Origin of the sequence: Buttiauxella cochleicola, from assembly GCF_021282405.1 — a bacterium.
GTDB lineage: Bacteria > Pseudomonadota > Gammaproteobacteria > Enterobacterales > Enterobacteriaceae > Buttiauxella > Buttiauxella massiliensis.
Genome location: NZ_JAJSOU010000008.1, coordinates 110,835 through 125,031 on the forward strand (window position 1 = coordinate 110,835; position 14,197 = coordinate 125,031).

Here is a 14,197-nt window from a genome sequence, read left to right on the forward strand (position 1 = left end):
GTGCTTGAAGACCTACGCGCAAACTCCTGGAGCCTTCGCCCTTGTTGCATGGTGATGGCTTACCGTATTGCCCATTTTTGCTCGGTATGGCGCAAAAAAAGCGTCATCAACAATCTGTGGGCAGCTCCGATAATCCTGCTTTATCGCTTTGTGACCGAGTGCTTGTTTGGCTATGAAATCCAGGCCGGAGCCACCATTGGGCGCCGTTTTACCATTCACCACGGTTATGCCGTCGTCATCAATAAATTCGTGGTTGCCGGTGATGATTTCACTATTCGCCACGGCGTCACCATCGGTAATCGTGGCAAAAGCAACGCCTGCCCGGTGATTGGCAACGGTGTCGAACTGGGTGCCAACGTGGTGATTATTGGCGATATCACGCTTGGGAATAATGTCATTGTTGGCGCGGGAAGCGTGGTGCTCGATAGCGTGCCGGATAATTCATTAGTGGTCGGCGAGAAAGCGCGAGTAAAGGTAATCAAATGAATATCATGCAATTCAATGTGCGCCTGGCTGAAGGCGGTGCGGCGGGCGTGGCGCTGGATCTTCATCAGCGTGCCAATGCCGCAGGTTTTAGCTCGCGATTTATTTACGGCTACGGTAAAGGCGGCAAGAAAAGTGCCAGCCACGACAAATTCCAGGGCGTGGAAAAACACACACCGCGCCTGACGTCGATCGCCAACATTATTCTGTTTCGCTTTTTCAACCGCGACCCGTTCGGCAACCTGAATAACCTGTATCGCAAAGTGACTCGCGCCCAAGGCCCAGTAGTGCTGCATTTTCATGTGGTACACAGCTACTGGCTGAATCTCGAAGAGATGGTGACGTTTTGCCAGCGTGTAAAAGCGCATAAACCGGATGTCACTTTTGTCTGGACGCTCCACGACCACTGGAGCATCACCGGGCGCTGTGCGTTTCTTGATGGTTGCGACGGCTGGAAAACTGGCTGCCAGAAATGCCCGACACTAAACAACTACCCGCCCGTGAAAAAGGATCGTGCACATCTTCTGGTGCACACCAAACGCCAGTTGTTCCGCGAAATGTTAGCGCTAGGCTGCAAGTTTATTTCGCCAAGCCAGCATGTGGCCGATGCCTTTAACCTGATTTACGGAGCAGGGCGCTGCAAAATCATCAATAACGGTATTGATGTGGCAACCGAAGCGATTCTGGCTGAATTACCGCTCACGCAAGCCGCGGGCGTTAAGCCAAAAGTAGCGGTGGTAGCCCATGATTTGCGTTACGACGGCAAAACCAATCAGCAACTTGTTCAGGCCATTATGGCGCTGGGCGATGAAGTCGAGTTGCACACCTTCGGTAAGTTTTCGCCGTTTAACGGCCCGAACGTGGTGAATCACGGTTACATGACCGATAAAAAAGCGTTGATGAGCGAGCTTAACGAAATGGACTCGCTGGTATTCAGCTCGCAGGTCGACAACTACCCGTTGATTCTGTGTGAAGCACTATCGATTGGCGTGCCGGTTATTGCCACGCAAAGTGATGCAGCGGATGAAGTGTTGCGTAAAGTTGGCGGTAAAACCTTTAGTGATGCTCGGGTGCTCGAACTGGTGAAAATGACAAAAGAGCAGTTAGCGCAACAGGTGTTTGGCAAAGAGTTGCAGGTGTTTAAAGCTGCAAGCCGCCAGGCGTTTAGTGGGCAACAGATGCTGGAGGAGTATGTCTCGTTCTATCAGAATCTGTAGTTATCTGCTGTTACCGTTTATCTATCTGGTGGTCAACATCAAGTTGGCCTCATTAGGGGAAAGCTTCCCGATAACGATAGTCACCTTTTTGCCCGCAATCCTCTTTTTGTACATTGAACGCATCAGCGTCAAAAAATTGATGATTGCGCTCGGTATTGGTGCGGGACTGACCGCGTTTAACTACATCTTTGGCCAATCGCTTGATGCCAGCAAATACGTCACCTCGACATTATTGTTCGTTTATATCGTGCTGATTATGGCAATGACATGGAGTTGCCGTTTCAAAACTATTTCACAGCGTAATCACCATAAAATTTTGCGGTTATTTTATGGTGTGGTTGGCATTATTGTGATGCTTGCTGCGGCGGAGATGGCTCAGATTATTCTGACCGGTGGAAGTAGCCTGATTGAGAAAATTTCGAAGTTTCTTATATACAGTAATAGCTATGTTCTGAACTTTATTAGCTTCGGTGGCAAGCGCACCACGGCACTCTATTTTGAACCGGCGTTCTTCGCTCTGGCGTTAATCTCAATTTGGCTCAGTATCAAACAGTTTGGTATCAAAACACCGAAAACAGATGGTATGATTCTTTTAGGGATAGTACTTTCAGGGTCGTTTTCAGGGGTAATGACTTTTATCCTGTTCTATCTTCTTGAATGGGCATTCCAGTACCTTAATAAAAGTGCCATAAAGAAGAAGTTGCCATTAGCAATTATTTCTCTTTCCGTGTTTTTAGTAGGGTTAATATTCGCATTTCCTTATATCGCGACCCGTCTTGGCGATTTGGGAACCGAAGGTTCGTCCTCTTATTATCGAATTATTGGCCCATTAGCGATGGTTGGGTATTCATTAACCAATATCGATGGAGTAGTACGTTTCGGATCTTTATATGAATATGTCGCATCATTCGGAATCTTTAACGGTGCGGATGTCGGTAAAACAGTAGACAATGGTTTGTATCTGTTAATTATTTATTTTTCATGGTTCGCGGTATTACTGACCATTTGGTATATGTGGAAAGTCATTAAAATGATGCGCACAGCTTTTGGTAATAATGAAAATTACCGCGTTCAATTATGGCTTTTTACACCCGTGTCATTATTTTTTACCGGTTCAATTTTTAGCCCTGAATATGCGTTCTTGATTGTGTGCCCGTTTATTTTGCGTAAGGCACTTAATATTACACAGCGCTGAGGTCCATCATGCTATTAAGTGTCATTACTGTTGCTTATAAAAATCTCGCCGGAATAGAAAAAACCTGGCAGTCGCTGGCTCACTTAGCGAAGGCACCGGGCATCACATTTGAGTGGATTGTAGTAGATGGTGCCTCAAATGACGGCACGGCAGAGTTTCTCGAAAACCTCAATGGTCAGTACCAGTTACGTTATGTCAGCGAGAAAGATAACGGTATTTATGATGCGATGAACAAAGGCATTGAGATGGCCCAGGGCCGCTTTGCTTTGTTCCTCAATTCTGGTGACATTTTCCACCAGGATATCGCCACCGTCGCGCATCAACTGGCTGCTATGCCGTCAACAGATAATGCGATGGTGATTGGCGATGCGTTATTAGATTTTGGCGACGGTACAAAAATAGAACGCCGCGCAAAGCAGGGCTGGTATATCTACCACAGTTTACCTGCCAGTCATCAGGCGATATTTTTCCCGGTGTCCGGGTTGCGTAAATACCCTTACGATCTGCAATATAAAGTCTCATCGGATTATGCGCTTGCCGCACGGATGTATAAAAAAGGTTATGCATTTAAACGCGTCAAGGGATTGGTGTCTGAATTTTCCATGGGCGGCGTATCGACATCAAATAATATTGAATTGTGTCGGGATGCAAAAAATGTTCAGCGGAAAATATTAGGCGTGCCGGGCTTTATTGCGGAATTATCTTATAAGCTCCGTCTGCGTACTACCGGAAAAGCAAAAGCACTTTATAACAAAGCCTGATTCTGTAGGTCGGATTAGCGCCAGCGACATCCGACAAAAACGTAGGAAATATTATGCAGGAATTAAATGGCTTCTCGGTACCGAAAGGTTTCCGGGGTGGGCACCCTATTAAGGTTCAACTGTGGTGGGCGGTACAAGCAACATTATTTGCATGGTCACCACAAATATTTTATCGCTGGCGTGCCTTTTTATTACGCCTGTTTGGTGCACGAATTGGTAAAGGTGTTGTGATTCGTCCATCGGTCAAAATTACTTACCCATGGAAATTAACGCTAGGTGATTATGCCTGGGTAGGCGATGACACAGTGTTATATACGCTGGGTGATATCACGATAGGGGCGAATTCTGTGGTGTCACAAAAGTGTTATTTGTGCACCGGTAGCCACGATTATATGAGTAAGCATTTTGATATTACCGCTTCACCAATTGTTATCGGTGAGAAGTGCTGGCTGGCAACAGATGTATTTGTTTCACCAGGCGTGAATATTGGAAATGGCACCGTCGTAGGTGCGCGTAGCAGCATTTATAAATCATTACCGGCGAATGCCGTTTGCCGGGGTAACCCAGCAGTAAAAATACGCGATCGAGCGTGAGCGCTTTATTTAAAGCAAAGCTCTTAATTTAATCTTCAATCATAGGAATTATTATGACTAAAGTAGCTCTCATCACGGGTGTAACCGGGCAAGACGGCTCCTATCTGGCGGAACTGCTGCTGGAAAAAGGTTATGAAGTTCACGGTATTAAACGTCGCGCTTCTTCTTTCAATACGGAACGTGTTGATCATATTTACCAGGATCCGCATTCAGGCAATCCAAAATTCCATCTGCACTACGGCGATCTGACGGACAGCTCAAACCTGACTCGTATCTTGCAAGAAGTGCAGCCGGACGAAGTGTATAACCTGGGGGCGATGAGCCACGTTGCGGTTTCTTTCGAATCCCCGGAATACACCGCCGATGTGGATGCGATGGGCACTTTGCGCCTGCTGGAAGCGATTCGCTTCTTAGGCCTTGAGAAGAAAACCCGTTTCTACCAGGCGTCGACTTCTGAGCTGTACGGCCTGGTGCAGGAAACGCCGCAGAAAGAAACCACGCCTTTCTACCCGCGCTCCCCGTATGCGGTTGCCAAACTTTATGCCTACTGGATCACCGTCAACTACCGCGAATCCTACGGCATGTTTGCCTGTAACGGCATTCTGTTTAACCACGAATCCCCACGCCGTGGCGAAACCTTCGTCACCCGCAAAATCACCCGCGCTATCGCCAACATCGCTCAGGGCCTGGAAAAATGCCTGTATCTGGGCAACATGGACTCCCTGCGTGACTGGGGCCATGCCAAAGACTACGTGAAAATGCAGTGGATGATGCTGCAACAAGACAACCCGGAAGACTTCGTAATTGCGACCGGCGTTCAGTATTCCGTGCGTGAATTCGTCGAAATGGCAGCGGCACAACTGGGCATCAAACTGCGCTTTGAAGGCACCGGCGTTGACGAGAAGGGCATTGTTGTTTCTGTCACGGGCCACGACGCGCCGGGCGTGAAACCAGGCGATGTGATTATCTCCGTTGACCCACGTTACTTCCGTCCTGCTGAAGTGGAAACCCTGCTGGGCGACCCAACTAAAGCACACGAAAAACTGGGCTGGAAACCAGAAATCACGCTCAAAGAGATGGTTGGCGAGATGGTGGCTAAAGATCTGGAAGCGGCGAAAAAACACTCGTTGCTTAAGTCCCACGGTTACGAGGTTGCCATCGCGCTGGAGTCCTGAGCATGAATAAACACCGTATCTTTGTTGCCGGCCATCGGGGGATGGTCGGTTCGGCCATTGTCCGTCAGCTTGAACAACGCGCTGATATCGAACTGGTGCTGCGTAGCCGCGACGAACTCAACCTGTTGGATGGTGCGGCGGTTAATGCATTTTTTGCCGAGCAGCACATTGACCAGGTTTACCTGGCGGCGGCGAAAGTGGGTGGAATTGTTGCCAACAACACCTATCCAGCCGACTTCATCTACGAAAACCTGATTATTGAGAGCAACATTATTCACAGCGCGCACACGCACAATGTGAACAAATTGCTGTTCCTCGGCTCATCGTGCATTTACCCGAAAATGGCTAACCAGCCGATGGCGGAAAGCGAGCTGCTGCAAGGCACGCTTGAAGCGACTAACGAACCGTATGCGATTGCGAAAATCGCCGGAATCAAACTGTGCGAGTCGTACAACCGTCAGTACGGTCGCGATTATCGTTCGGTCATGCCGACCAATTTGTATGGGCCGAACGATAACTTCCATCCAAGCAATTCGCATGTGATCCCGGCGTTACTGCGCCGTTTCCACGAAGCGACGCAGCAAAACTCGCCGGATGTGGTGGTGTGGGGTAGCGGCACGCCAATGCGCGAATTCCTGCATGTCGATGATATGGCGGCAGCCAGCATTCACATTATGGAAATGGCCAGCGAAGTGTGGCAGGAAAATACCGAGCCGATGCTTTCGCATATTAACGTCGGTACCGGTGTGGATTGCACCATTCGCGAACTGGCGCAAACCATCGCCAAAGTCACGGGCTACCGTGGCCGTGTGGTGTTTGATGCCACTAAACCTGATGGCACGCCGCGCAAACTGCTGGATGTTACCCGCCTGCGCCGCCTGGGCTGGTACCCGGAAATCACCCTGGAGCCTGGCCTTGCCAGCACCTACCAGTGGTTCCTCGAAAACCAGCAACGGTTCCGGGGGTAAATATGTTTCTGAGTGCTGAAGACTTCTCAACCGTTGTCCGCTCCACACCGCTGATCTCAATCGATCTGATCGTTGAAAATCAGGCAGGAGAATTCCTGTTGGGGCAACGCACTCAGCGCCCGGCGCAGAACTTTTGGTTCGTGCCGGGAGGCCGGGTACAGAAAGACGAAACGCTGGAGCGGGCTTTTGCACGCTTAACCGAAGCTGAATTAGGCACGCCGTTCACGTTGCAGGACGGTGAGTTCTACGGCGTGTGGCAGCACTTCTATGACGACAACTTCTCCGGACCTGAATTTTCCACGCACTATGTCGTGCTGGGTTTCCGCCTGCGTGTTGATTCCGATGCGCTGCAACTGCCGGACGCGCAGCATAGTGATTATCAGTGGTTAACGCCTGAAGAATTGTTGGTCCGCGACGATGTGCACGACAACAGCCGCGCTTATTTCCTCGATGAGAAACGCGCGGAGGCACCCGGCTATTACTCGAAATCATTCGGCCTGGGTCAAGGCGGCAAACCCGAGAATCCTCAGGAGCTTACTCAAGTAAGTGACTGGGGTGAGCGGGTGCAGCCAACGCAGAAGCAGGTTGAAGGATGAAGAGTAAATGAAAATTTTAGTGTACGGCATTAACTACTCCCCGGAATTAACGGGCATCGGCAAATATACCGGCGAGATGGTTGAATGGATGACGCGCCAGGGCCATGAGGTGCGGGTGATTACCGCACCACCTTACTATCCGGTTTGGGAAGTCCATCCCGATTATTCCGCCTGGAAGTACAAGAAAGAAGTCGGAGCCGCCACCGTCTGGCGTTGCCCGCTGTACGTCCCAAAACAACCCTCAACCTTAAAGCGCCTGATTCATTTGGGCAGCTTTGCGCTTAGCTCGTTCTTCCCGCTTATCGCGCAGCGTAGCTGGAAACCGGATCGCATTATCGGCGTGGTGCCGACGCTGTTTTGTGTGCCGGGCATGCGTCTGCTCGCAAAACTTAGCGGGGCGCGCACGTTGCTTCACATTCAAGATTATGAAGTCGACGCCATGCTTGGCCTCGGAATGGCAGGTAAGAAGCAGGGCAAAGTGGCCCGTCTGGCCAGCCGTTTTGAGCAAAGCGGCCTGCACAACGTCGACAATGTTTCGACAATTTCCCGTTCGATGATGAATAAAGCGGCTGAAAAGGGTGTTGATCCGAAGAAAGTGATCTTCTTCCCGAACTGGTCTGAAGTAGAGCGTTTTCGCGGTATTTCCCGTGAAGAAATCCTTGCGGTTCGTGACAGCCTGCAATTGCCTGCTGATAAAAAAATCATCCTCTATTCCGGCAATATCGGCGAAAAACAGGGGCTGGAAACGGTAATTGAAGTGGCGGAGCGTTTTGCCCTCCAGCCGTATGTATTCGTGATTGTCGGGCAGGGCGGCGGCAAAGCTCGGCTGCAAAAACTGGCGCAGGACAAAGGGCTGCACAACGTGGTGTTCCATCCGTTACAGCCTTACGACGTGCTGCCAGCGTTGCTTAAGATTGCTGATTGCCATTTGGTGATTCAGCGCCGTGGTGCGGCTGATGCCGTTTTGCCATCAAAACTGACCAACATTCTTGCGGTGGGCGGCAATGCGGTGATTACCGCAGAAGCGGACACCGAGCTAGGCCAGCTTTGCGACGCATTTTCCGGTATCGCGGTGTGTGTTGAGCCGGAGTCGGTTGATGCTCTGGCTGATGGCATTCAGCGCTGCCTGCAACTGCCGGAACATAACATCGTGGCATGTGAATATGCCGAGCGCACGCTCGAGAAAAACAGCGTGTTGAATCAATTTATTGCGGACATTCAGGGTTAATTATGACTAATTCCAGACTCTATCCGGTCATCATGGCTGGAGGAAACGGTAGCCGCTTGTGGCCGTTGTCCCGCGTGCTTTACCCGAAACAGTTCCTGTGCCTGAAAGGCGAACTGACGATGCTGCAAACTACCGTTAGCCGCTTAAACGGCGTCGAGTGCGAAAGCCCGGTGGTAATTTGCAATGAAGAACACCGTTTTATCGTCGCCGAACAACTGCGTGAGCTGAACAAGCTGACGGAAAATATTGTGCTGGAGCCTGCCGGTCGCAATACCGCACCGGCGATCGCGCTGGCGGCATTGGCCGCGATTCGCAACCAGTCGGATACCGATCCGCTGATGTTGATCCTCGCCGCCGACCACGTTATCCAGGACGAAGATGCTTTCCGAAACGCAGTACGTAATGCGCTGCCGTATGCCGAAGCCGGGAAACTGGTCACCTTTGGCATCGTTCCTGACTTGCCAGAAACCGGCTATGGCTACATTCGCCGTGGCGAAGTGATAAACCCGAATGCACCTGATGTGGATGCTGTGGCGTTTGGTGTGGCGCAGTTTGTCGAAAAGCCGGATATCGCCACCGCGCAGGCATACGTCGCCAGTGGCGAATATTACTGGAACAGCGGCATGTTCTTGTTCCGCGCCGGGCGCTACCTCGAAGAGTTAAAAAAATTCCGCCCGGATATTCTCAGCGCCTGCGAAAAGGCGATGGCGAACATCGACCCGGATCTCGATTTTGTGCGCGTTGATGAAGCTGCATTCCTGGCATGTCCTGACGAGTCTATTGACTACGCGGTGATGGAAAAAACTGCTGATGCGGTAGTTGTGCCGATGGATGCGGGCTGGAGCGATGTCGGTTCATGGTCTTCTCTTTGGGAAATCAGCACCAAAAACCAGCAGGGCAATGTGCATCACGGCGATGTGATCAGCCACTCTACCGAGAACAGTTACATCTATGCCGAATCTGGCCTGGTCACCACCGTTGGCGTGAAAGATCTGATTGTTGTGCAGACCAAAGATGCGGTGCTGATCGCCGACCGCGACCACGTGCAAAGCGTGAAGAAAGTGGTTGAGCAGATCAAATTCGATGGCCGCCACGAACACCACAACCACCGCGAAGTGTATCGCCCGTGGGGCAAGTACGACTCCATCGACGAAGGCGAACGCTACCAGGTGAAACGCATCACCGTGAAACCAGGCGAGGGTCTGTCTTTGCAGATGCACCATCACCGCGCCGAACACTGGATTGTGGTAGCGGGCACCGCAAAAGTGACGCTGGGTGAAGAAGTGAAACTGCTCGGCGAAAACGAGTCCATCTACATTCCGCTGGGCGTCACCCACTGCCTGGAAAACCCCGGAAAGATCCCGCTCGACCTGATTGAAGTGCGTTCCGGCACTTACCTCGAAGAAGACGACATTGTGCGCTTCGAGGATCGCTACGGACGCATCTAACCATCATATTTCACGCTGCAGATGCGTTGGCTTCCTTTGCGCACACCGGTCACTTAGTTAACTAAGCTCCCGGCGATGCACGCAGTTGCCGCCTTCCTGCAACGCGAAATCTAATGGTTATACATTTTAGAAAAAGTTATCTCCGTACTGGAGAGGGCTGACTGTTGCCTGAAAAGAGGTAAAACATGACTGAATTGACCTGTTTTAAAGCTTACGACATTCGCGGCAAGCTGGGCGAAGAGCTGAATGAAGAGATTGCCGAACGTATTGGCCGCGCTTATGGCGAGTACCTGAAACCGAAAACTATTGTACTGGGCGGCGATGTGCGCCTGACCAGCGAAGCGCTCAAGCTGGCGCTGGCAAAAGGGTTGCAGGATGCGGGTGTGGATGTGCTGGATATCGGCCTGTCCGGTACCGAAGAAATCTATTTTGCCACCTGGCATCTGGACGTGGACGGCGGCATTGAAGTGACCGCCAGCCATAACCCGATGGACTACAACGGTATGAAGCTGGTGCGTGAAGGGGCTCGCCCGATTAGCGGCGATACCGGCCTGCGTGATGTGCAGCGACTGGCGGAAGCAAATGACTTCCCTCCGGTGGACACGGCAAAACGCGGTAGCTACCAGAAGATTTCGGTGGTTGAGGCGTACATCGACCACCTGTTCTCGTACATCAACGTGGCAAATATCAAACCCCTGAAGCTGGTGATTAACTCCGGTAACGGTGCGGCAGGCCCGATTGTGGACGCTATCGAAGCCCGCTTTAAGGCACTCAATGTCCCGCTGACATTTATCAAAGTGCACAACCAGCCTGACGGCAATTTCCCGAACGGTATCCCGAACCCGCTGCTGCCGGAGTGCCGCGACGACACCCGCAACGCGGTGATTGAACACGGTGCGGATATGGGCATCGCCTTTGACGGTGATTTCGACCGCTGCTTCCTGTTCGACGAAAAAGGGCAGTTTATCGAGGGCTATTACATCGTCGGCCTGCTGGCGGCGGCTTTCCTCGAAAAACAACCAGGGGCGAAGATTATTCACGACCCGCGTCTGTCGTGGAACACGGTGGATATCGTGGAGCGCGCAGGTGGCACGCCGGTGATGTCGAAAACCGGCCATGCATTTATCAAAGAGCGTATGCGCCAGGAAGACGCCATTTACGGCGGCGAAATGAGCGCCCACCACTATTTCCGTGATTTTGCTTACTGCGACAGCGGGATGATCCCGTGGCTGCTGGTGACCGAGCTGCTGTGCCTGAAAGGGAAAACCCTTGGCGAACTGGTGCGTGACCGTATGGCGGCATGGCCGGCGAGCGGGGAAATCAACAGCAAGCTGGCGGACCCGAAAGTCGCGATTGCGCGTGTGCAGCAGCACTTTGCGCCACACGCTGAGGAAGTGGACCACACCGACGGCGTGAGCATGGCGTTTGCCGACTGGCGCTTTAACCTGCGCAGCTCAAATACCGAACCGGTGGTGCGCCTGAATGTGGAGTCGCGGAGCAACGAGCAGCTGATGCAGGCGCGAACGCAGGAAATTATGGAACTGTTGAATCAGTGATCTGTGGGGACGGAAATCTCCTGAGGCAGGAAAGGGGATCCGTCACCCTTTTAATAAAGGTAAAACGATGACAAACCTAAAAAAGCGCGAGCTGCCAAAAACGAACGCATCGTTAATCTCTATGGTGCAACGTTTTTCTGACATAACCATTATGTTTGTTGGGTTATGGGTAGTGTGTCAGGTTAACGCGTTACCGTTTTTGTATATGCATTTGCTGATGGCGTTACTCGCCCTCGTGGTCTTCCAGATGATTGGCGGAATGACCGATTTTTATCGCTCCTGGCGTGGAGTGAGAATTTCCAGCGAACTGATGCTGCTGCTGCAAAACTGGACACTAAGTCTGATTTTTAGTGCCGGATTACTGGCGTTTAACCCTGACTTTGATGGCTCTTTCTGGGTGTATCTGGCCTGGTATGTGTTGACCAGTTTTGGCATGGTGATGTGCCGTTCGTTTATTCGCTTCGGTGCCGGTTGGTTGCGCAATATGGGCTACAACACACGTCGTATTGCTATCGCGGGTTCACTGCCGGTGGGTTACACGCTTGCCGAAAGTTTCCGTAACGAACCGTGGTTAGGCTTTGATGTCACCGGGGTTTATGACGATCAGCAGCCTGAATCCCCACACGGTGATTATGCCGGCTCTTTTGCCGACCTGGTTGAACAGGCGCGAGCAGGGCAAATCGACAATATCTATATCGCCATGGCGATGAGTGAAGAAGCGCAGATTAAAACTCTGGTCCGCGAACTCACGGACACCACCTGTTCGGTGATGCTAATCCCCGATGTCTTCACCTTCAATATTCTTAACTCCCGCACTGAAGAAGTTAACGGTGTGCCGGTTGTGCCGCTGTTTGCTACCCCCCTAAACGGCATTAACCGGATTCTGAAACGCCTCGAAGATATCGTGTTGTCGGCGATGATCCTGCTGTTTATTTCTCCGGTACTGCTGTGCATTAGTGCTGCGGTAAAACTGACCTCGCCGGGTCCGGTTATCTTCCGCCAGACCCGTTACGGCATGGATGGAAAGCCAATCAAAGTATGGAAGTTCCGCTCCATGAAAGTGATGGAAAACGATGCCGTCGTGACTCAGGCCACCAAAGGTGACAAGCGTATTACGCCGGTGGGGAATTTCCTGCGCCGCACGTCGCTGGATGAACTGCCGCAGTTTATTAATGTGCTGATGGGAGAAATGTCGATTGTCGGTCCTCGCCCCCATGCGGTTGCGCATAACGAACAATATCGCTTGCTGATTGAAGGCTACATGCTGCGCCACAAAGTGAAACCCGGCATTACCGGCTGGGCACAAATCAACGGCTGGCGCGGCGAAACTGACACGCTGGAAAAAATGGAAAAGCGCGTTGAGTTTGACCTGGAATATATCCGCGAATGGAGCCTGTGGTTTGACATCAAAATCGTCTTTCTGACCATCTTCAAAGGCTTTGTTAATAAAGCTGCGTATTAAGTGAGTCTTTAATGAGCCTGAGAGAAAAAACCATCAGCGGCGCGAAATGGTCCGCCATCGCTACGGTGATTATTATTAGCCTGGGCCTGGTGCAAATGACGGTGCTGGCACGCATAGTCGACAACCACGAGTTTGGCCTGCTGACCATTTCACTGGTTATTATCGCCCTGGCCGATACGCTGTCGGATTTTGGTATTGCCAACTCGATTATCCAGCGCAAAGAGATCAGCCATCTTGAACTCACCACGTTGTACTGGCTTAACGTCGGCCTGGGGCTAGTGGTGTTTGCGCTGGTGTTTTTGCTTAGTGATGTGATTGCCTCGGTGCTGCATGCACCGAAGCTCGCGCCACTGATTAAGACGCTGTCGTTTGCTTTTATTGTCATTCCCCACGGGCAGCAGTTCCGCGCGTTAATGCAAAAGGAACTCGAGTTTTCAAAAATTGGCTCAATTGAAACAGTCTCCGTGATGGCGGGCTTTACCGTCACCGTGGGGGCGGCGATGTATTACCCGTTCGCCATGACCGCCATCGTCGGCTACCTGGTCAACACCGTGGTGCGTACCTCTCTGTTTGGCTTCTTCGGCCGCAAGATTTACCGCCCCGGCCTGCATTTTTCACTCAAGTCCGTTGGCTCGAACCTCAAGTTTGGCGCGTGGCTGACTGCAGACAGCATTATCAATTACGTTAATACCAACCTTTCAACGCTGGTGCTGGCGCGTATTCTTGGGGCGAGCATCGCCGGGGGCTACAACCTCGCTTATAACGTGGCGGTGGTGCCACCAATGAAGCTAAACCCAATTATCACCCGCGTGCTGTTCCCGGCATTTGCCAAGATTCAGGACGATACCGACAAGTTACGCCTCAATTTCTACAAGTTGCTGTCGATTGTCGGAATTATCAACTTCCCCGCGCTGCTCGGTCTGCTGGTGGTATCGAACAATTTTGTGCCGCTGGTGTTTGGTGAAAAGTGGCAGTTTATTACGCCAATTCTGCAATTGCTGTGCGTGGTGGGGCTGCTGCGCTCCATCGGTAACCCGATTGGGTCATTACTGATGGCAAAAGCGCGAGTGGATATCAGCTTTAAGTTCAACGTTTTCAAAACCTGCCTGTTTATCCCGGCGATTATTGTCGGCGCCCATCTTGCTGGCGCACTGGGCGTGACGCTCGGCTTCCTGTTCGTGCAGGTGGTGAACACCGTTCTGAGCTATTTCATCATGATTAAACCGGTGCTGGGGTCCAGTTACCGCCAGTACATTCAGAGCATCTGGCTACCGTTTTACCTTTCGATTCCAACCATTGTGGTGAGTAGTGCGCTGGGGATTGCCCTGAAAGGGCATCTCGCGCTCGGCTTGCTGGTGGGCGTACAAATCGCGGCAGGCGCATTGGCCTTTATCGTCATGCTGGTGCTTTCCCGCAATGCGCTGGTGGTTGAGATGAAGCGCCAGTTCTGCCGTAACGACCGTTTAAAAACACTGCTTCGCGCAAGCTAAAACCCCTTAATAAGAGGTCTGATTT

At 51.5% G+C, this 14,197-nt stretch carries 12 protein-coding genes and 1 pseudogene; all 13 read left to right on the top strand.

The window, feature by feature from the left end:
• The 13 genes and pseudogenes from wcaB (at position 1) to LVQ79_RS12770 (ending at position 14,172) form a co-directional block, all read left to right on the top strand.
• Positions 1 to 486 carry a colanic acid biosynthesis acetyltransferase WcaB gene (gene wcaB, locus LVQ79_RS12710; RefSeq protein ID WP_232865219.1) on the top strand — a complete coding sequence of 162 codons (486 nt, stop codon included), beginning with the start codon at positions 1 to 3 and terminating at the stop codon, positions 484 to 486.
• Positions 483 to 1,700, top strand: coding sequence for a glycosyltransferase (locus tag LVQ79_RS12715; RefSeq protein ID WP_232865220.1), 1,218 nt, complete (start codon positions 483 to 485; stop codon positions 1,698 to 1,700). Before wcaB ends, LVQ79_RS12715 begins: the two co-directional genes overlap by 4 nt.
• Positions 1,675 to 2,895 carry a colanic acid polymerase WcaD gene (wcaD, locus tag LVQ79_RS12720; protein WP_232865221.1) on the top strand — a complete coding sequence of 407 codons (1,221 nt, stop codon included), beginning with the start codon at positions 1,675 to 1,677 and terminating at the stop codon, positions 2,893 to 2,895. The genes LVQ79_RS12715 and wcaD overlap by 26 nt, the downstream gene beginning before the upstream one ends.
• Before the next feature lie 8 nt (positions 2,896 to 2,903).
• On the top strand, positions 2,904 to 3,656 hold the full coding sequence (wcaE, locus tag LVQ79_RS12725) for a colanic acid biosynthesis glycosyltransferase WcaE (protein ID WP_232865222.1): 753 nt from the start codon (positions 2,904 to 2,906) through the stop codon (positions 3,654 to 3,656).
• A gap of 53 nt (positions 3,657 to 3,709) precedes the next feature.
• The gene (wcaF, locus tag LVQ79_RS12730) at positions 3,710 to 4,249 is read left to right on the top strand and encodes a colanic acid biosynthesis acetyltransferase WcaF (protein WP_232865223.1); all 540 of its coding nucleotides are present in this window, start codon (positions 3,710 to 3,712) and stop codon (positions 4,247 to 4,249) included.
• Positions 4,250 to 4,302: 53 nt separating this feature from the next.
• Positions 4,303 to 5,424, top strand: a complete 1,122-nt coding sequence (gene gmd / locus LVQ79_RS12735) for a GDP-mannose 4,6-dehydratase (RefSeq protein ID WP_232865224.1) — start codon at positions 4,303 to 4,305, stop codon at positions 5,422 to 5,424.
• Positions 5,425 to 5,426: 2 nt separating this feature from the next.
• Positions 5,427 to 6,392, top strand: coding sequence for a GDP-L-fucose synthase (fcl, locus tag LVQ79_RS12740; protein WP_232865225.1), 966 nt, complete (start codon positions 5,427 to 5,429; stop codon positions 6,390 to 6,392).
• A 2-nt stretch (positions 6,393 to 6,394) separates the two neighbouring features.
• Positions 6,395 to 6,868 (top strand): annotated as a pseudogene (locus LVQ79_RS12745) (GDP-mannose mannosyl hydrolase); the annotation flags it as partial.
• A gap of 127 nt (positions 6,869 to 6,995) precedes the next feature.
• A complete protein-coding gene (gene wcaI / locus LVQ79_RS12750) occupies positions 6,996 to 8,216 on the top strand; it encodes a colanic acid biosynthesis fucosyltransferase WcaI (protein WP_232865226.1) in 1,221 nt (406 codons plus the stop codon).
• Positions 8,217 to 8,218: 2 nt separating this feature from the next.
• A complete protein-coding gene (gene cpsB, locus LVQ79_RS12755) occupies positions 8,219 to 9,664 on the top strand; it encodes a mannose-1-phosphate guanyltransferase (protein ID WP_232865227.1) in 1,446 nt (481 codons plus the stop codon).
• Between the two features lie 185 nt (positions 9,665 to 9,849).
• Complete coding sequence (cpsG, locus tag LVQ79_RS12760; protein ID WP_232865228.1) at positions 9,850 to 11,220, top strand: colanic acid biosynthesis phosphomannomutase CpsG; 1,371 nt, start codon at positions 9,850 to 9,852, stop codon at positions 11,218 to 11,220.
• A gap of 67 nt (positions 11,221 to 11,287) precedes the next feature.
• Positions 11,288 to 12,682 carry an undecaprenyl-phosphate glucose phosphotransferase gene (gene wcaJ / locus LVQ79_RS12765; protein ID WP_064512211.1) on the top strand — a complete coding sequence of 465 codons (1,395 nt, stop codon included), beginning with the start codon at positions 11,288 to 11,290 and terminating at the stop codon, positions 12,680 to 12,682.
• An 11-nt stretch (positions 12,683 to 12,693) separates the two neighbouring features.
• Positions 12,694 to 14,172, top strand: coding sequence for an MOP flippase family protein (locus tag LVQ79_RS12770; RefSeq protein ID WP_232865229.1), 1,479 nt, complete (start codon positions 12,694 to 12,696; stop codon positions 14,170 to 14,172).
• The last annotated feature ends 25 nt before the right edge of the window (positions 14,173 to 14,197 follow it).

What these genes read in the sequence shown, in the direction of transcription:
- wcaJ (WP_064512211.1), top strand. Translation starts at nt 11,288, where the DNA reads ATGACAAACCTAAAAAAGCGCGAGCTGCCAAAAACGAACGCATCGTTA.
- cpsG (WP_232865228.1), top strand. Translation starts at nt 9,850, where the DNA reads ATGACTGAATTGACCTGTTTTAAAGCTTACGACATTCGCGGCAAGCTG.
- wcaE (WP_232865222.1), top strand. Translation starts at nt 2,904, where the DNA reads ATGCTATTAAGTGTCATTACTGTTGCTTATAAAAATCTCGCCGGAATA.
- fcl (WP_232865225.1), top strand. Translation starts at nt 5,427, where the DNA reads ATGAATAAACACCGTATCTTTGTTGCCGGCCATCGGGGGATGGTCGGT.
- wcaF (WP_232865223.1), top strand. Translation starts at nt 3,710, where the DNA reads ATGCAGGAATTAAATGGCTTCTCGGTACCGAAAGGTTTCCGGGGTGGG.
- LVQ79_RS12715 (WP_232865220.1), top strand. Translation starts at nt 483, where the DNA reads ATGAATATCATGCAATTCAATGTGCGCCTGGCTGAAGGCGGTGCGGCG.
- gmd (WP_232865224.1), top strand. Translation starts at nt 4,303, where the DNA reads ATGACTAAAGTAGCTCTCATCACGGGTGTAACCGGGCAAGACGGCTCC.
- cpsB (WP_232865227.1), top strand. Translation starts at nt 8,219, where the DNA reads ATGACTAATTCCAGACTCTATCCGGTCATCATGGCTGGAGGAAACGGT.
- wcaI (WP_232865226.1), top strand. Translation starts at nt 6,996, where the DNA reads ATGAAAATTTTAGTGTACGGCATTAACTACTCCCCGGAATTAACGGGC.
- LVQ79_RS12770 (WP_232865229.1), top strand. Translation starts at nt 12,694, where the DNA reads ATGAGCCTGAGAGAAAAAACCATCAGCGGCGCGAAATGGTCCGCCATC.
- wcaD (WP_232865221.1), top strand. Translation starts at nt 1,675, where the DNA reads ATGTCTCGTTCTATCAGAATCTGTAGTTATCTGCTGTTACCGTTTATC.